Source organism: Borrelia puertoricensis, from assembly GCF_023035875.1.
GTDB lineage: Bacteria > Spirochaetota > Spirochaetia > Borreliales > Borreliaceae > Borrelia > Borrelia puertoricensis.
The window spans coordinates 31,028-49,361 of the sequence record NZ_CP075379.1 but is presented as its reverse complement, the minus strand read 5'-3'; the positions used below and the strand labels follow the sequence as shown (position 1 = coordinate 49,361).

Genomic DNA, 18,334 nt, shown 5'->3' with positions numbered 1-18,334 from the left:
AAAAAATAAATTGTTTTTTAACATTTGAATTGGATTTTATTATTTTTTTATATAAAATTGTATTTTGTGAGTAATGATATCTTGAAGAGAATAGAAATTTTGTCTGAATTTATCACGCAAAGAAGGCGAGAGAGAATAGATGAAGTGTTAATTAATCGCACAAATTATTTGACACTTGTACTTGAAGATATTTTTCAGCCTCAAAATGCAAGTGCGACGATGCGTACGATTGAAATTCTGGGACTTAGTAATATTCATATTATTGAGACCAGTAATAAATATACTTTAAATCCAGGTATTGTTCTTGGAGCTTCAAAATGGATAGATATAATTAAATATAAATGTGTTAGATCTGCATTTGATAATCTTAAGGATAATGGATATAAAATAGTAGCTACATCGTTAGATAATAAAGCTATATTTCTTGAGGATTTTCCAATTGATTCTAAAATGGCAATATTTTTTGGAACAGAATTAACAGGACTTAGTAATACAGTTTTAGAAAATGCTGATTTGCATTTAAAAATTCCAATGTATGGGTTTACTCAAAGTTATAATCTTTCTGTAGCCGTTTCAATAGTCTTTTATTCATTGATTAGTCGTTTAAGAAAAAGTTCTATTGAATATTTGTTGAATGAAGATGAAAAATTGGTTTTAAAACTTGATTATTATAGAAAAATTGTAAAAAAGTATCAAACTATTGAAAAACTTAAGCTTTTCTAACTTTCAAAGTATTTAAGAAATAATAGATAAAAGTATCAATTATCATGATTGTGATAGTAAAAATCCATGAGCTTTCTACCATATTGATATTATTGCCAGGATATAATTGTGCTATCACATGCATTGAGATGTTAGCTAATATATAAGCTATACATGAGGAACATAATCTTGACAAATTATGATTTATAAGTTTATTGCTTATGTTGTTATTTTGTAATGTAGAGTATATTTTTATGTTAATATAATTACATAAAAATATAATGTATGTTCCAGTGAAAATTATTGCAGTATAGGAAGCATTGTTAAACAATACTTTTAAATGTATATTAGAAGTATCAAATTCATTTTGTTGAAAATATAATGTAAAATAAATCATTGTTACAAAAGTTATATGTATAAACATGTTTAATGTTATTGACTCTATTGCTAATTTATCATTGTATTTTTCTGTAATCAGGTTTAATGAGCAGAGAATTGAGAGGAATATTATTCCTGCTAGGCTTATTTGCTGTTCGAATATAAATATTTTTTTAAGTATAATGAGATTTGAAAGTATTGTCATAATGCTGTTAAAGCAAAAAAGACCCGATTTTCCGAATAGATAGTATAATAATATTAATTGTAGGTATACAAATGCTAGTAAGGTTGTCCATAAAATCATGTCCATCATATCATTAATTATAGCATAGATTGGTAGGCAATAGTTAGAGGGATATTGCTGTTATATTGAATTTTTTTTGTTTTGATATACACTTTTTGCAATGTAAATGAAAGGAGTTCCTAGTATGCCTGCAAATCCTTTAATGAAATATGTGGAGATTACTATATCTAAATAAGCTTCTTTTGGAAATATATTAAAATATGTTACAATACTTATAAAGATTATTGTATCTATTAGCTCGCTTACTAATGTTGAGCCGTTGCTTCTTATAAATAAGAATTTTGGGAATTTATCTTTAATAAATTGGTATAGGTATATGTCATTTAGTTGAGATATGATATATGCGATAATTGATGCAGTTAATAGAATTGGAATTGAAGAAAAAATGCTTTCTAGGTTTTTTAAATATATATCGGAACTACTTGTTGAAAAATAAAGTTGAATATTTGTCATGAATGCAAAAGCTATGAAGCTTATAAATCCAATATAAACTGCTTTTTTTGAAGTTTTTCGACCATAAAATTCTGATAAAATATCTGTTGCAACATATGATGAAGCATAAATAATATTACCAAGTGTAGCATTAAATCCAAATATTGAGATTTGCTTTAAAACTTGAATATTTGCGATAATGACAGATGATGTTACCCATGCGAACAATCCCTTTTTTCCAAAAAGTTTGTATATAATAATTAGAACTGAATAAATACAGATTAGCATAATGAACCATAAAATTTCATTATTCAAAAGGACTCCTTTCATCATTGATTATTTTATTTTTTATTAATAATATTGTTTAAATATATTAGGACCATTATAAGCTTTTAGATGTTGTTTTGCAAATTGTATTGTTTTGCCTTTTTAGGTGCATTTATGTTATACTTTTTCTTTAAATTATGATCAGGGGATGTTTTGGATTTGACTAAAAACTTTAGTAGCATAAATTGCAAGCAGAGGGAATCTCTTAAAACTTCTTTAATAAATGCAAAAAATAATGACTTTACAAGTTCAAATCTTGTAATGGCTGCTTAAATTAGCAGAGAGTTCTGTTGGATTTTGCTTTGAGGTTCAGCTTATACTCTTTTAAGACATCAAGGCTTGCTTAAAAATATTTCAAGTTGATTTTTAGGGACTTTTAAACTTGGGAGTAATTTGGCGGTTTGCTAGTTTTCCCAAACCTTGTTACTTTTTTTAAACACTAGCTAAGCTTGTAGATATTTATGATATTATTTTTAGGACGCGGGTTCAATTCCCGCCATCTCCAATATTGTCATGCATTAGGATACACACTTATTTAAGGTATTATTTGAAAAGCGTCCTATCGGAATTGAACCGACATCATTAGCTTGGAAGGCTAAGGTAATTAACCATTATACGAAGGACGCATAAAGAACAGAGTTGATTTTATAAAAAAATTGTACTTTATGTCAATTGATTTTATTATTAATTTTGGCTAGTATTTTTTTTGTTTAGTAAGTACAATTATCTTAACTTTTGTGTGGGTTGATATAATATAAAGACTTTTTGTGTGGAGGACTTAATGGGCGAGAGAGGGGAAGTATATTCTGATAAGTTATTTACAAATTCTGATAGAACTTATTTTTTTAATGTCAAAGAAAATAGAAAGGGCGATTATTTTTTGAATATTGTAGAGAGTAAGAGAAATGTTAATGGAGATTTTGAGAGACATTCAGTTTTTGTTTATGAAGAAAATATTGAAGAATTTGAGTCAAATTTATTAAGAGCTATTTCTGTGGTTAAGAAAAAAATTTCTAAGAATTCGGTTACAAGAGGGGAATATCATAATGATTTTGATCGACACAAAGAAAGGAGTAAAAACGGCAATCTTAGTTTTGACAGGAATTATCGTTTTTCAGACAAATTTAGAGATGATAATAACTAAAATTTTATTTAAATGAGTTGAAAGCTTCTTCTGTGAAGCCTTAAAATTCCATATTTTTTTATTGCATCTTTATGTTCTTTTGTTGGATATCCTTTGTTTTTTTTAAGTGCATACAAAGGATAAATTCTATCGTATTCATCCATCAATTTGTCTCTTTGTACTTTTGCAATGATTGATGCTGCTTTTATCTCATTAATTATGGAATCTCCTTTAATAATTGCTTGGATTTTTTTAGCTTTTATTTTTGGAGTAAATTTTCCGTCTACAAGTACTAAATCACAGTCTATATTTAATTTTTCATATGCAATTTGCATTGCAAGGAGCGAAGCATGATGAATATTGATTTTATCAATAATTTTATTAGGTACTTCTGCAAATGCATAATATGAATTTTCGAGTATTAATGATGATAAGTATTCTCTTTTTGCTTTATTAAGTTTTTTTGAATCATCTAGTTCATTTAAAAATTTGGGATTTCCTTTAAAAATAACAGCTGCACTTAAAACAGGTCCAAAGATACAGCCTCGTCCAACTTCATCAATTCCACAAATCATCACTATTGATTATAATATGAAATTATTCTTAGTAAATTAATTTTATTTATAATTTAATTGGGAGTGGCTTTGTTTTTAGAAAAAATAGGACTTTTAGGTTTTAAATCTTTTGTTAAGATGCAGGAATTGAAATTAAATAGTAGTTTAAATTTTATTGTTGGGCCTAATGGTTGTGGAAAAAGTAATTTGTTAGATGCAATTCGTTTTTGTATAGGGGAAGATAATTTAAGTGTTTTAAGAGTTAAATATATAACAGATTTGATTTCTGCTGCTAAGTCTGGAGAATCTAATTTTGCTGAAGTAACTCTTTTTTTTAATAATGAAGATTTATCTGTGAGTGATTTTAGAGATAGGTTTTACATTAGAAGAAGGCTTTATAAAGATGGTACAAGTGAATATTTTTTGAATAATGATACTTTAAATCTTAAAAGTTATGAAAGTCTTATCAATAAGTTAAGGCTAAAGAATTCACCTTATATGTTTATTAATCAAGGTAGAATTGAGAAAATTTCTTCCAGTGGAAATATTAATTTGAAATCTTTAATAGAAGAGGCGAGTGGAATAGATATACTTAGAGTTGAAGAAGAACAGGCATATAAGAAGTTGGAAAAGTCCAAAGAGAATTTGAATTCTCTTTGGACTTTAAGAGATGAGTTGAATGAAAAATATGAAAAGATCAAAAATGATTTTTTTCTTAAGGGTAAGTATCAAAAATTAAAGACAGATTTAGAGATATTGGAGAAGAATTTAAGATTAAAAAAACTCTTTAATATTAATTTTGAGTTAAATGAACTTAAGAACAAACTGGATATTAAGGATATAGATAAAATTTTATCTTTAAATAGCTTTTCTATTGAAAGTGTTAAGGAAAAGTTAGAATTTTATTCTTTTAGAGAAAAAAATGTTATTAAGAACATTGAGGTAATAAAGAAAGAAATTGAAACTTTAAAATCCAAATTGCTTGAAATAGAGATCAAGATTCAAAAATTAGAACATGACAGAAAAGGAAAAATGAACTTAACAGATATTTTTATGAGCAATAAAGTGCAAATTGAATCGGTAAAGGTTGGCATAAATGAAGAATTAATGAATTTAAATAATTCACTTCAATCTAAGAAGAAAGATTTTTTTGCTGTTACTGATGAAATAAATAGGTATACTAGGAGTTTTTTTGAACTTGTTGATTTAGTTTTATCAATTTCTAAGGAGAGTAACATAGAAGAATTTGAACTGCTAAAGAAAAACATTTTGAATGCTTTAAAATCCTTTGAGGATACTTTAAGTATAAAATATATTAAAGAGATTAGGGAAAATTTACTTAAGTATATAGTCAAAGAAGATAAGCTTTTAAATTTATTAAAGGAAAAAATTGAACCTATCTTTGAGCAAAATGTTGATTTAAGGAAATTTTTGCTTTCAAAAAATAATTCAAAGACTAGTCTTGCAAAGGAAATCACTACTATTGAGGGGCTTGTGTCGAATAAAACGGCAAAATTAAACGAGATATTAGGAGAAATTGAGTATACAGAGCTTTCTAGGCTTAAGAATGAAGATGAGATTAAGTTGATAGATAGTAATTTAAGATTTTTATTTGAAACTAGGGATGAACTTAGAGAAAGACTTAATAATTTGAACTTAAAATTAGATGAATTAAGTTTGGAGAGAAGTGATATTAATGTTAATTTGGATAAATTTTTAAGTGAAGCTAAGGGTAGTGAATTAGTTCCTAGTAATGAGATTAATTCTTTAAATTTATTAGATGCTTTTAAAAATTCGTCTTATTATGAATATATGAAAAAACAGGCAGAATATGACATTTTATTTAATTCTAGTTTAGATATTGCAGATGAGATAAAAGATTTTAATCTTGTTAATAATAATTTAGAAAAATTTGAATTTACAGAAGATATGGCCAAAATAGATGCTTTACAAAAAGAAATTAATATGATTGAACATAATAATTATATTTTTTTTAATGTTGAGAGAGAATATAATGAGATAAAAGAAAAGGTTGAGAGAATAAATTTACAAATAGATGATTTAAATTCGACTAAGGAATCTTTAAATAAGCTGAGAAAAAAAATAAAAAGGGAAATTGATAAAAGATTTAATGATGCTTTTAATGAAATTAATAATCATTTTATTTATTTTTTTCATCGAATGTTTAAGGGCAATGGGAGTCTTTTTTATGGTAAGGATTCAGGTGAGATAGAAATCAAAATAGACTTTAAGGATAAATTAGCAAAGGGAAATAAAATGCTTTCTGGGGGTGAACATTCTTTAATTAGCATAGCATTTTTATTTGCTTTGTATTATTATTCCCCTGCTTCATTTTGTGTTCTTGATGAAATAGATGCTTCTCTTGATTTTGAAAATAGTAATAAGCTATCAGTACTTTTTAAGGAACTTGGTCAGAGAGTTCAATTGTTTATAATAACTCATAATATGTATGTTGCTCAAGGAAGTAAAAATTTAATCGGTGTTACTAGTGATAATGGAGAAAGTGTAATATTTAATATATAATTTTATTAAGTATATTAATTAGGGAATTTATTATGAGAGAGAAAAAATTTCGTTTTCAAAAATATTTTTTAATTTTGATATTTTTATCGATTATTATTTCTTTGCTTACTTATTTTTATTCATATAAAATGATTGAAAAGACTCGAAGTAATACAGAAGAACATTTAAATCAAAAATTAAAATTACTTAATATAGAAGATTTTTATTTTGATTTAAATTCTAGTCTAAATATGGATGATTTTTTCTTTCCTAAGCCTAATCTTCCTGATGGTAAGTTAGGAGATAGTGTAATGCCTCATCAGTCAATTAGTGAAGAACTTCTTAAGAGTCTTTGGGTAAAGTCGGATAATTTGTTTAATATTGATTTAGAGAAAGAAAATGAATCATTAGTTGATAAAATTTTGGAAAATTATAAGTGAGTAGAGAATGTTTTATTTATTGTAATTTTTTATTTTTTATTATTAATGTTATACCTTCTTTTGCTTTTGAAAATCGATATAGTACTTATGAGCTTGATTTTAGTAGTGAGAAGCAAGAATTTTTGGTGAGTACTAATTCAAAATTTAATTTTTTTTTTAAAGATGCTACTTGGATTTATATTAAAAATGTTAAAAATAATGCCTTCATTAGGCTTTTAGCAGAATCTTATCAAAATGGAGCTATGTTTACTTTTCAAACTTCAAAGAATGTTGGAATTATTATGTTGACTTTTAAATATCAAAATGTGAAGGATTCTAGGGAGTTTACTAAAAATGTAATTTTGAAAATTGCTAAGGGGGAAGAATCTTCCAAGTTGAATGGAATGAATCCCGAAGATAATTTAAATTTAGATAAGGTTATTAAAACTGATAAGAGTAATAATAATTTAAACTTGAGAGACATTATGAAGAGAGCTTTAAATTTATCTTACATTAATGACTATAAAGGGTCAATTGCATTACTTAATAAATACGATTTTGATGATAATGAATATACTTTATTAAAAGCCGAGCTTTATTATAAGAGTGGAGATTATCTGAATTCTTACTTAAATTACTTGAGTTTAAGAGATGTATACTTTAATAAGATTTTTTTAAATCTGATTGATCTTGGAATTAAATTAAGTAATGTGGAAAATGTATTAAGAGATGTTAGATTCTTAGTGGAAAATAATATTGATTTTAGTGAGAATATTTATCTTGATGTTCTTGAGTTTTTGTTAATGAATGGCGAATATGAATTTTTTTTGAATTTAAGTTTGCTATACTATCCAAAGTATTTAAATTCAAGGTTTCCAGATAGATATAACTATTTGTTGGGCAAACTATATGAGACTGAGAGCAAGTATAAAGATTTTATAAAGTCTCTTAGTTATTATAAGAGAGTTATTGATAGCTATCCTTTTAGCAATTATTATGAGCTTTCTAAATTGAGATTTTTATTTTTAAAACGGTTTTTTTAGGAGAATTTGGTATGATTAGACGTAGGCTTACTAAACAACTTGAAGTTATTAAAGATTATCTTTGGGATATGAAGGAGTGTGTTCTTAAAATCATAGAAAACTCGTTAATAGCTTTGGAATCTAGAGACAAAAATTTGGCTAAAAAAATTATCAATGAGGATGAGAAAATGATAGATGATTATCAATATGATATTGAGGATTTATGTGGACGAATAATTGCTACTGAACATCCTGTTGCTACTGAACTTAGAGAGATTTTGGCAATTATTAAAATAATTAGTTCTCTTGAGCGTATTGCGGATCATTCTACTAAAATTGTAAAGGTTGTACTTCTTTTAGAATCTAATGTAGTTGATTTTTCTTCGGTTGATATTTATCAAAAGCCTTTAAGGGAGATGGCAGACACAGCAAAAGATATGCTTGCGAATATTTTTGATGCGTATTTTGATGGAGATTTTGTTAAAATACTTAAAATAGTAAAGTATGATAACATTATAGATAAATTATTTTCAAAGCAAAAAACAATTGTAATTGATGCGATGAAAAATAATCCAGAGAATTTAGATTATCTTTTAAATATATTATTTTTAAATAGTTTTTTAGAAAGGGTAGGGGATCATGTTGCAACGATAGGTGAGTTACTTTATTTTGTTAAAGTGGGAGAAAAAGTAAATCTGACTTAAAGAAATATGATTTAAGTTATGAATAAACAATTTTCACTTGTTTTATTCAGTTGATTTTTTATATGTTGCTGGCATGATGTACTTTAAATTTTTACTGTCTCTAATTGCTTCTGAATGACCAATTAGCAAATAAGAGTCATCTTTTAAATGTTGAGTGAATTTTTCAGCGAGTTTATTTCTAGTTTTTTCATCAAAATAAATCATTACATTTCTACAAAAGATTAAATTAAATTTTTTTTTGAATGGAAAAATTTCATTCATTAGATTCAATTTTTTAAATTGAATCATTTTTTTTAGTATGTCTTTGACTTCAAATTTGTCATTTGTAAGCTTATTTAAATATTTGCTTTTTAGATGATTGGGGAGTGTCTTTACCCGATCTTCAGAATAAATTCCCATTTTAGCTTCATTAAGAACAGTAATGGAAATATCTGTTGCTAGTATTTTTGCTTTGCAGTGAATTTTGTTGTTGTTTATGTATTCATTTAATATCATTGCAATTGTGTATGCTTCTTCTCCACTTGAGCATCCAGCTGACCATATTCTAATTTCTTCTTCTCTTGATTGAGCCATTTGCTTAAGCATTTTGGGTAACAATTTTTTCTCAAGAAATTCAAAATGGTTAGGTTCTCTAAAAAAATAAGTGTGGTTTGTTGATATTTTATCCACTAGTTCTATTAAAGATATTTGATTATTTTGTTTTTCTAAGTAATTAATGTATTCTGTAAAGTTGCTCAAATTTTTTGTTCTAATTGTTGATGATAATCGACTTTCAATTAACAATTTTTTTTTGTCGTTCAGATTAATACCAAAATTATTATAAATTATTTTGGTAAGCCTATTAAACTCTTCTTGATTTATTTTGATATTAAATTCATTATTCATATGGCATTGTCTTCTATAATATTTTTCATCATTAAGTTGTAGGATCTCTTAAATTCTCAAAAGCATTTACGTATATTTATGATACCAAAAATGCTTTTTGATATAAATATTTTAATTGAAATAATATGTTAATTATGCTATTTTAATATCTAAAATGTTATTTTATTTAAATTACAAAGGTTATGTTTATGAGTAAGAGAGTAAATCAAGCAAAAGAAGTTATATCCAAAGTTGATTTTAATGATAGAAAAGTTGGAATATGGGGGCTTTTAGCACTTATCTTAATTGTATTTGGGTTTATTATTGCACCCTTAATGCCAGGTTTATTTGATACTACTGATTCATCTAGTTTAAAGTTTGGATCTTATAAGGGACAACCAGTTTATTATGAAAAAGACAATAAATTTGCTCAATATGTTAAATCTTACTCAAATTTTTATTCTAAATTGAAAAAAAATAATAGTCTTGATATAGAGTATTTTATTTGGAACATGGCTTTTATGAAATATATTGAAGATATTGCCTTTATTGATTTAGCAAAGACTAATAGTTTCTATGTTTCAAAAAATATTTTGAATAAGAATTTAATGAATTCTCCTGTGTACTTAGACTCTAGTGGTAATTTTAGTTCCAAGAGATACAATAAAGTTTCTGATTATCAGAAGTTTAAAATTCATAATGAAGCAGTAGACAATTTGCTCTCTACAAACATACAGGTTTTGTTAAGCAGCAGCTTCATATTGCCAGATTCTCTTCTAAATTCTATTAAAAATATGAATGAGATTAGACGCAATATTGTATATGTTTCACTCTCATACCAGGACTTTCCAAAAGATGAGGTGATCTCTTATGCTGATCAGAATCAGAAATTATTTAAGAGTTTAGATATTGTTTCTATTCGTTTTAAAAATTTAAGCGATGCTGGTGGTGCTTATGAGAAATTATCTAAAGGTATGCCTTTTGAAGAAGTTGCTAAATTTTATTCCGAAGACGTTACTAATTTTAAAGGTATTGCATCTTCTAAGAAGTATTATTTTGATTTTGATCTTGTCCTTGAGAAAAAGGAAGATCTTGCTGCAATTTTTGCTTTGAAGATGAATGAATTTACTAGCCCTATTAAATCTAAAAATGGAAATGGATATGATATATACAAAGCATTGAGCAATATTGGTGATTTTGATAAAAATTCAGAGCATGATATTAGTTCTGTTAGAAACTATATAGAAACTTATGAACCTAGTGTTATTGAGACTTTTCTTGAAAAAAAGCTTAATGATATTTTGACTGAAGTTAATTTTGATGGACCGCAACAAGTTTTTAAAAAACATAATTTGGTATTGAAAGAGGATGTTGTTAATCTTGCATATAATATGAATATTTATCCTAGTACGTTAAGGGAACTGTCAGTTTTCAGTAATAGTAAAGATTTTTATGATGTCATCTTTGATTTGAAAGAAGGTCAGTGGTCTAAGCCCTTTTTAGCAGATCAGCGAGTTTATTTATTTTCTTTTAGTTCAAGTGTTAATAATTCTGATAATTTAATTAAAGAAGATCGTATTATTGATGTCCTTTATCAGGCAAATAATAAGTTGGTGTTGGATTATATTTTGAATAAAAATAATTTTAAGGAAAATTTTAATGAAGCATTCTTTTCTTTACAGGATTTTAGTTTAAAGGCCAGCAATTAGTATGTTTAGACATTTAAGTTGTTGTTGGTATAGATGAAAATCATGTGATATGTGTTTTAAAAAATGGATTATATTTCTTTTTGTAACTTTATTCTCTTGTGTTGAAGGCAGCAAGGATTTTATTATTTTTAATAAAGAGATGAAAAAAATTAGTGAAATAAGTTATTCTGATACAGATTTAAGTGGAGATACTGGAGAAGATTTTTTTGGTTCTTTGATTGACCTTAAGGGTTACAAAATTTTGTCAGTTCATCAGGAAAATTTAAATTTGGATGTTTATTTTGAACAGGTGGTTTTAGCACAGAATTTTGCAGATCTTAAAACTTATTTATTTATTATTGGTTTTGATCCAAAGAATCATGAAGCAGTCGTTCTTTTTAAAACCCAAGTAAATATTGATTCTAAAAGTTCTTACAATATTTATCTTGAAGATATTACTGGTGATTATAATTTTGATATAGTAATCCAAGGTTTTTTAGATGAAGATTCTGTGTTGTATGTCTTTCAAAGAGCGGTTGCTAATGATGTCGCTTCGTATAGACCTATATTTTTTGATAAGGTGAATGGAAGTATTATTATAAATAAGTATGATAGATCCTCAGCTTATGATGATAAAAAATCAAGGGAGAGTTATTCTATTTCTTTGGAAAGGTATGAGAAGCAGGGTGAGGATATGATAGTAAGTAAAATAGAAAAGTATGAGTATTCTCAATTGCAAGGTAAATATTATCCTTTATCTGCTAGTGAAAAAGTCAGGCGGATAGATAATGATGTATATAAAACTTTAAAAAATTTACCCAAAGAAGAAGTTTATAAATTTTTATATGGCGTTTGGTATGATAGTAATGCACATCAGCGTTTAAGGAAGTCAAATTTTGAGGATGCTTTATTTTTATCATTTAATAGGCATCTTAATGAAATTAGTATTTTTAAAAACAATTCTCAAGAAATTGCACATATTGAGTATATCTCAAGACCTGCTTATAATACTCTTAATATCAGTACCAAATCTATTTTTTCAGATTTAATAGTATATAATTTTTGGATTAAAATTATTGACATTGATAATATTGAGATAAAAATTGATACTGGAACAGATGCTTATGATAAATATGGATTTTCAGGTGTTTTTAAGCGATTTAATGATTCTGTTTTAGTTGAGGATGATAAGAATTCTTTGTTTATTCCAAGTGGTAATTATGTGTGGAAGGATATCATTTATGATTTTTCTTATCCTAATCTTACTTATATTGTTGGAGATAACATTTATTATGGAATTTTTAATGTTTTTAGTTTAGATAGTAATTTAGTACTTGAGTATGAAATTAGTATGGATGAAAATAAGATAAGTGAAGCCTTTATTATTGAGTATAGCGAGAGAATAGTTCAGAAACAAAAATTTTCTACAATTCTCCTTAATCCTATTAAAATTTTAAAAGATGAAGTAAGTCTGGTTAAGGGGCAAAAATTGAAACTTGAAAGGATAGAAAAATTAGGTTAAATTTTATGAAGATATTAAGGAGTATTGTTACTTATATTAATTTTTTTTTCTTTGTTTTGGTTTTTACTGTTTTATTTCCAGTATTTTTAATTTTTAAGATTTTTAGGTTTGAAAATTATTTTATAAAGTTTAGTTTTATATTAGTTAGATTTGCTATTAAGATCAGTTTGTGGTTTTCTGGAATTAAAGTTATTGTTACAAAGGATGATGATTATTCTTTACCTGAGGATGGTGTAGTAATTATGGCAAATCATATTGCTTCAATGGATCCACTTTTTTTAATTTATGTCTTTATGAAACCTTTTGTGATAGTTGCTAAGAAATCCCTTTTAAAAATACCGTTAATTAATTTTCTATTAATTTCTATGGGATCTATTTTTATAAATAGGAATAGTCTAAAATCTTCTGCTATTGCTCAAAGGAAAGCAGCGAAAGTTATTCAAGAAGGTGGAGCTATTGGAATTTTTCCTGAGGGGACTAGAAATCGAGGTGGTAGGACAAGAGATTTTAAAAGAGGTTCTGTTAATCTGGCTTTAAGAACAAATTCTCCAATTATTCCTGTGACTTTGTTTAATACACATAAGGTTTTTGTTAAAAATTTGATATTGAATTCAGGTTTATCCATATATGTACATGTTCATTCTTTAATAGATGTTTCTAATTTGACAGATGATGATAAGGCGAGGCTTCATATTATTGTTAGAGATAAGATAATTAAAAAATTAGAAAATATGAAAATTCAATATAATGTTGATAGGAATTTAAATGAAGACAAATAGTTATGATGAGAGTAAGATTGTTACCTTGTCTTCCCTTGAGCATATTAGGTTGCGGTCTGGAATGTATATTGGGAGATTGGGAGATGGTTCTAATATTGATGATGGTATTTACATTTTAGTTAAAGAGATTATTGATAATTCAATTGATGAATTTATTATGGGCCATGGCAAAGAAATTTTGATAAAAAAAGAAAATAATATAATTAGTGTAAGAGATTATGGTCGTGGAATTCCTCTTGGAAAAGTTGTAGAGAGTGTTTCTGTTATTAATACTGGTGCTAAGTATAATGATGATGTTTTTCAATTTTCTGTGGGACTTAATGGAGTTGGAACTAAAGCGGTTAATGCTTTAAGCTCAAAGTTTTTAGTAAGGTCAATCAGAGACGGAAATTTCTTTGAGGCAATTTTTTCAAAAGGTAATTTAATTAATACTACAGAAGGAAAATCGAATGAGCAAAATGGCACTTATATTGAATTTTTAGCTGATACAGAGATTTTTGGTAAATATAAATATAGTGAAGATTTTTTACGAAGAAGATTCTTTCATTATGCTTGTTTAAATAAAGGTTTAAAAATTAATTATAATGGTCAAATTTTTCAATCTGATAATGGACTTCTCGATTTTATAAATGCTGAGATTAAGGGTGAAGATTTACTTTATGATTTTGTTTATTATTCCAGTAAGACTTTAGAATTTGCCTTCTCTCATACAAATAATTATGGTGAGACATATTTTTCATTTGTGAATGGACAATATACTAGTGATGGAGGTACCCATCAGACAGGATTTAGAGAAGGTTTTGCTAGAGCCATTAATGATTTTCTAAAAAAAACATATTCATCTACTGATATTAGAGAAGGTCTTATAGCTACACTTTCAGTTAAGATAAAAGACCCAATATTTGAAAGTCAGACTAAAAATAAGCTTGGTAATATTGAAACTAGAAGCAGTGTTGCTAAAGAAGTACAAAGGATAATTTTGGAAATCCTTTATAAGGATAAGACCCTTGCAAAGGCAATTGAAAATAAAGTTGTTGATAATGAGCGTCTTAGAAAAGAATTAAGTAGTGTACGCAAAGAGGCAAAAGAGAGAGCAAAGAAAATATCTTTTAAAATTCCTAAACTTAAAGATTGTAAATTTCATTTTAATGAAAAGAGTATGCATTCTGATTCGACTATGATCTTCTTAACAGAAGGAGATTCTGCAACAGGGTCAATGGTGTCTTGTAGAGATGTATATACGCAGGCTATATTTTCTCTTCGTGGGAAGCCACAAAACATGTTTGAAAAAAATAAATCTGAGATATATAAAAATGAAGAACTGTATAATATGATGGTGGCTCTTGGTATTGAAGAATCAATTGAAAATTTGAGATATAATAAAATAGTTATTGCTACAGATGCAGATTTTGATGGTTTTCATATTAGAAATTTGCTTATAACATTTTTTTTGACTTATTTTGAAGATTTAGTTTTGAATGGACATATGTATATTTTAGAGACACCACTCTTTAGAGTAAGAAATAAAAGTTCCACTATTTACTGTTATTTTGAAGAAGAGAAGCAAAAAGCTATTCGTGAACTTAAGAATCCTGAAGTTACAAGATTTAAAGGACTTGGAGAAATTTCTCCAAGTGAGTTTAGGAGTTTTATTGATGTTTCTAGTATTAGACTTACAAAAGTAGATCTTGTCAATATTAAGGAAATAAGAGAGCACTTAGGGTTTTATATGGGACCAAATACTCCTGAGAGGCGAAACTTTATTATGGAGAATTTAATTTAATGGATATTAAAACATTACTTAAGGATAATTTTTTACAGTATTCATCTTATGTCATTAAAGATCGTGCAATTGCTAGTGTTATTGATGGATTTAAGCCTGTGCAAAGACGAATCATACATTCTCTTTTTGAGATGAATGATGGCAATTTTCATAAAGTTGCGAATGTTGTTGGAAATACAATGAAATATCATCCCCATGGTGATACTTCAATTTATGAAGCGCTTGTTAATATGGCAAATAAGGATTTATTTATTGAAAAGCAAGGAAATTTTGGTAATCTTTTAACAGGAGATCCTGCTTCTGCATCGCGTTACATTGAATGTCGATTAACCCCTCTAGCATTTGAAGTGCTTTATAGCAAGGAAATAACCTCTTATGAACCTTCTTATGATGGTCGCAATGATGAGCCTTTAATTTTTCCTGCTAAAATTCCTGTAATACTTGTGCAGGGAAGTGAAGGGATAGCTGTTGGCATGGCTGCTAAAATTCTTCCTCATAATTTTAATGAGATTTTAAGTGCTGTTAAAAGTGAGTTGCTTGGGGAGTCTTATGAGCTTTATCCTGATTTTCCAACTGGTGGAATAGTCGATGTTAATGAGTATGCTGATGGAAATGGAAAAGTTTTGGTTCGTGCAAGGATTGAACCTACAGATGATAATAAGGCCATTTTAATAAAGGAATTGCCATTTGGAGAGACTACTGAGAGTTTGATAGCTTCAATTGAGAGAGCTATTCGGAAAAATTATATTAAAGTCTCAAGTATTAATGATTTTACTACCGAAAATGTTGAGATTGAATTAACCCTCCCAAGAGGAGTTTATGCGAGTGAAGTTATTGAAAAATTGTATCATTATACAAATTGTCAAGTTTCTATTTCTGTTAATTTGCTTTTACTGAGTGATAGATATCCTGTTATCTATACTGTTACAGATATTATCAAGTTTCATGCTGAGCATTTGCAAAAGGTTTTAAAGATGGAACTTGAATTGGAGAGAAATAAAATACTTGAAAAAATATTTTCTAAGACCCTAGAACAAATTTTTATTGAAAAGAAGATTTATAAAATTCTTGAGACTATTTCTAAAGAATCTGATATTGTTAATATTGTTTTAAGTGAAATTTTAAAATATAAAGATAGTTTTTTGTATAGAGAGATTGTTTTAGATGATATTGAAAATTTACTTAAAATTCCTATTAGGAAAATCAGTATGTTTGATATTGATAAAAATAACAAACATATTCGAACTTTAAATAAAGAATTAAAAAGTGTAGAGAGTAATATTAAATCAATTAGAGGTTTTTCAATAAATTTTATTGATACTCTGCTTGCAAAATATTCTAAAGTTTATCGTAGAAAAACGGAAATATCCCTTATTAAGTCAAAAAATGTTAAAGAAATAGCTACTAAGAATATGAAGGTTTATTTGAACTTAAAGGCAGGTTTTGTTGGAACTAGTCTTATTGATGGTGAATTTATTGGTAATGCTAGCTATTATGATAAAATATTGATATTTAAGAAAAATTCTTATGTTTTGAAAAATATTGAAGATAAAACATTCATTGATAAGAATAATGTGAATATTTTAGTGTATGATATCAATAATTCTAAAGATCAAGTATTTTCTATAATTTATCTAAATAAACCTAATAATTTTTATTATGTTAAGAGGTTTAAGATAGATAAGTTTATCACAGACAAGGTTTATGATTTTTTAAATGATGGAGATGAATTTATAGATTTTGCTTTAAATCCAGAATTTGTAGAATTTTCTACTAGTAAAGATATTGTTAAAATTATTAGCATTGATGATTTTATAATTAAATCACGTATTTCTATGGGTAAGAGAATTTCAAGCGGTGTTATTAAGAAGGTTAAGTTTAAATGATTCGTATCAAAATTAAAGATTGAATAATTTGATTAATAAGTATATAATAAAAAATGTAATAAGTATGTAATGAAGTATATGATACGATATATACTGCAAAGATTGAGCAGTTTATATTTGGGAGGTATTTTATGAAAAAAATATTGATTTTAATGTTGGTTTTCTTTTGTGCTTTTGTTAGTTTTGCTCAAAATCATGATGAACTTGTGAGTAGTAATGGCAGTGTGGAAAAGATGTTACTTTATGAAACTTATAAAAAAGATCCTGTAATGCCTTTTTTATTGAATGTCTTTGTAGGTTTTGGGGTAGGATCTTTAGTACAAGGAGATATTACTGGTGGTTTGCTGAGTTTAGGCTTTGATGCTTTAAGTATTGGTTTGTTGAGTTATGGTACATATTCTATAATTGAATCTCATTATAAAAAGAAGGAAAAACCAACAGTACTTGCTTTATCTTTAGCGGCGGCAGGGGGAGCTACTCTAATTTTAACACGAATTATTGAAGCTATACTTCCTTTTACATATGCTTCTAGTTATAATAGAAAACTTCAAGAGAATTTGGGAATAACATTGGGAGGATTGCAACCAGAAGTTGATATGAATTTTAATGAAGATGCTAGGTTAATGTTTGAAGTCTCTTTCACTAAGAGGTATTGATTATAAAAATCAAAATAAAAATTGAGTAATTGTAGTATATTAATTATGATTACTCATTTTATGAGAATTTTGGTAATATTTGTTTTTCATTACCTATCAAGAATATGTTTCATTTTTCTAATTTATAATGTTTTGTTATTGTGTTGTTTTTTAAGTAAGTGATTTTTATTTGTGCTTTAATATTATTTATTACATGGTTTATAAATTGTATTTGATTCATCTGTATTGTTTGATCTCACGGTTCAAATCTTTTTTTATGCTTTTTTGTTTTAACACTTCTCGTTTATCAAATAATTTTTTTCCTTTACATACCCCAAGTTCTACTTTTATTAATGAATTATTCAGATAAATTGAGATAGGGACTAATGTGTATCCTTCTTTTTCTTTAAATTTTTTTAGTTTTTGTATTTCTTTTTTTGTTAAAAGAAGTTTTCTGTGTCTTATCTCTTCATGATTGAAGAGATTACCTTCTTTATATTTTGCTATATGTAAATTTTCAAGCCATACTTCATCTTTTTTAATGCTAGCAAAGCTGTCATTAAATGAAAATTTTTTTAATTTAATGGATTTAACCTCAGTTCCTTTTAAGATGATTCCACAGTTTATTTTATCTTCAATGAAGTAATTGAATCTTGCTTTTTTGTTTTCAAGCAGTAATATACTCACAC

At 26.7% G+C, this 18,334-nt stretch carries 17 protein-coding genes, 1 tRNA gene and 1 other RNA gene; 13 read left to right on the top strand and 6 right to left on the bottom strand.

From position 1 onward, the window contains the following. The first annotated feature begins 66 nt into the window (after positions 1 to 66). The gene (locus bpuSUM_RS00265; RefSeq protein ID WP_247065172.1) at positions 67 to 723 is read left to right on the top strand and encodes a TrmH family RNA methyltransferase; all 657 of its coding nucleotides are present in this window, start codon (positions 67 to 69) and stop codon (positions 721 to 723) included. Here bpuSUM_RS00265 and bpuSUM_RS00260 read toward each other — a convergent pair. Next, complete coding sequence (locus bpuSUM_RS00260; protein WP_247065170.1) at positions 710 to 1,285, bottom strand: VUT family protein; 576 nt, start codon at positions 1,283 to 1,285, stop codon at positions 710 to 712. The two genes, bpuSUM_RS00265 and bpuSUM_RS00260, sit on opposite strands and share 14 nt — an antisense overlap. Positions 1,286 to 1,444: 159 nt before the next feature. Then, the gene (locus tag bpuSUM_RS00255) at positions 1,445 to 2,131 is read right to left on the bottom strand and encodes a queuosine precursor transporter (RefSeq protein WP_247065168.1); all 687 of its coding nucleotides are present in this window, start codon (positions 2,129 to 2,131) and stop codon (positions 1,445 to 1,447) included. Positions 2,132 to 2,287: 156 nt separating this feature from the next. On the opposite strand from bpuSUM_RS00255, the gene ssrA reads away from it, so the two are divergent. Further along, positions 2,288 to 2,651: a transfer-messenger RNA gene (gene ssrA / locus bpuSUM_RS00250) on the top strand. 45 nt (positions 2,652 to 2,696) lie between these two features. On the opposite strand, the gene bpuSUM_RS00245 is transcribed toward ssrA, so the two are convergent. Next, positions 2,697 to 2,769, bottom strand: a tRNA-Gly gene (locus bpuSUM_RS00245). A 155-nt stretch (positions 2,770 to 2,924) separates the two neighbouring features. On the opposite strand from bpuSUM_RS00245, the gene bpuSUM_RS00240 reads away from it, so the two are divergent. Beyond that, the gene (locus tag bpuSUM_RS00240) at positions 2,925 to 3,287 is read left to right on the top strand and encodes a DUF3276 family protein (protein ID WP_247065166.1); all 363 of its coding nucleotides are present in this window, start codon (positions 2,925 to 2,927) and stop codon (positions 3,285 to 3,287) included. Positions 3,288 to 3,295: 8 nt separating this feature from the next. On the opposite strand, the gene rnhB is transcribed toward bpuSUM_RS00240, so the two are convergent. Beyond that, positions 3,296 to 3,841, bottom strand: a complete 546-nt coding sequence (gene rnhB / locus bpuSUM_RS00235) for a ribonuclease HII (RefSeq protein ID WP_247065164.1) — start codon at positions 3,839 to 3,841, stop codon at positions 3,296 to 3,298. A 69-nt stretch (positions 3,842 to 3,910) separates the two neighbouring features. Between rnhB and bpuSUM_RS00230 the strand changes: the two genes are divergently transcribed. The 4 genes from bpuSUM_RS00230 to phoU are packed head-to-tail and all read left to right on the top strand — an operon-like array spanning position 3,911 to position 8,488. After that, entirely contained in the window at positions 3,911 to 6,364 is a 2,454-nt protein-coding gene (locus bpuSUM_RS00230) for an AAA family ATPase (RefSeq protein ID WP_247065162.1), read from the top strand. Positions 6,365 to 6,396: 32 nt separating this feature from the next. Next, positions 6,397 to 6,783: a hypothetical protein gene (locus bpuSUM_RS00225; RefSeq protein WP_247065160.1), complete on the top strand. Its 387-nt coding sequence runs from the start codon at positions 6,397 to 6,399 to the stop codon at positions 6,781 to 6,783. Next, positions 6,780 to 7,805 carry a hypothetical protein gene (locus tag bpuSUM_RS00220; protein ID WP_247065159.1) on the top strand — a complete coding sequence of 342 codons (1,026 nt, stop codon included), beginning with the start codon at positions 6,780 to 6,782 and terminating at the stop codon, positions 7,803 to 7,805. Before bpuSUM_RS00225 ends, bpuSUM_RS00220 begins: the two co-directional genes overlap by 4 nt. A gap of 11 nt (positions 7,806 to 7,816) precedes the next feature. Further along, positions 7,817 to 8,488 (top strand): phosphate signaling complex protein PhoU, encoded by a 672-nt coding sequence (gene phoU, locus bpuSUM_RS00215; protein ID WP_247065157.1) that lies wholly within the window; start codon positions 7,817 to 7,819, stop codon positions 8,486 to 8,488. A 42-nt stretch (positions 8,489 to 8,530) separates the two neighbouring features. Here phoU and bpuSUM_RS00210 read toward each other — a convergent pair whose 3' ends face one another. Further along, positions 8,531 to 9,373 carry a CheR family methyltransferase gene (locus bpuSUM_RS00210; protein ID WP_247065155.1) on the bottom strand — a complete coding sequence of 281 codons (843 nt, stop codon included), beginning with the start codon at positions 9,371 to 9,373 and terminating at the stop codon, positions 8,531 to 8,533. A gap of 188 nt (positions 9,374 to 9,561) precedes the next feature. Between bpuSUM_RS00210 and bpuSUM_RS00205 the strand changes: the two genes are divergently transcribed. The 6 genes from bpuSUM_RS00205 (at position 9,562) to bpuSUM_RS00180 (ending at position 17,666) form a co-directional block, all read left to right on the top strand. After that, entirely contained in the window at positions 9,562 to 11,061 is a 1,500-nt protein-coding gene (locus tag bpuSUM_RS00205) for a peptidyl-prolyl cis-trans isomerase (RefSeq protein WP_247065154.1), read from the top strand. A 49-nt stretch (positions 11,062 to 11,110) separates the two neighbouring features. Next, positions 11,111 to 12,562: a pallilysin-related adhesin gene (locus bpuSUM_RS00200; protein ID WP_247065152.1), complete on the top strand. Its 1,452-nt coding sequence runs from the start codon at positions 11,111 to 11,113 to the stop codon at positions 12,560 to 12,562. Between the two features lie 5 nt (positions 12,563 to 12,567). Then, complete coding sequence (locus tag bpuSUM_RS00195; RefSeq protein ID WP_247065150.1) at positions 12,568 to 13,341, top strand: lysophospholipid acyltransferase family protein; 774 nt, start codon at positions 12,568 to 12,570, stop codon at positions 13,339 to 13,341. Then, positions 13,328 to 15,124, top strand: a complete 1,797-nt coding sequence (locus bpuSUM_RS00190) for a DNA topoisomerase IV subunit B (RefSeq protein ID WP_247065149.1) — start codon at positions 13,328 to 13,330, stop codon at positions 15,122 to 15,124. Before bpuSUM_RS00195 ends, bpuSUM_RS00190 begins: the two co-directional genes overlap by 14 nt. After that, positions 15,124 to 17,010, top strand: a complete 1,887-nt coding sequence (locus bpuSUM_RS00185; protein ID WP_247065147.1) for a DNA topoisomerase IV subunit A — start codon at positions 15,124 to 15,126, stop codon at positions 17,008 to 17,010. Before bpuSUM_RS00190 ends, bpuSUM_RS00185 begins: the two co-directional genes overlap by 1 nt. Positions 17,011 to 17,141: 131 nt before the next feature. Beyond that, entirely contained in the window at positions 17,142 to 17,666 is a 525-nt protein-coding gene (locus bpuSUM_RS00180) for a P13 family porin (protein WP_247065145.1), read from the top strand. 216 nt (positions 17,667 to 17,882) lie between these two features. On the opposite strand, the gene smpB is transcribed toward bpuSUM_RS00180, so the two are convergent. Then, positions 17,883 to 18,332: an SsrA-binding protein SmpB gene (smpB, locus tag bpuSUM_RS00175; RefSeq protein ID WP_421623012.1), complete on the bottom strand. Its 450-nt coding sequence runs from the start codon at positions 18,330 to 18,332 to the stop codon at positions 17,883 to 17,885. Positions 18,333 to 18,334 lie beyond the last annotated feature (2 nt).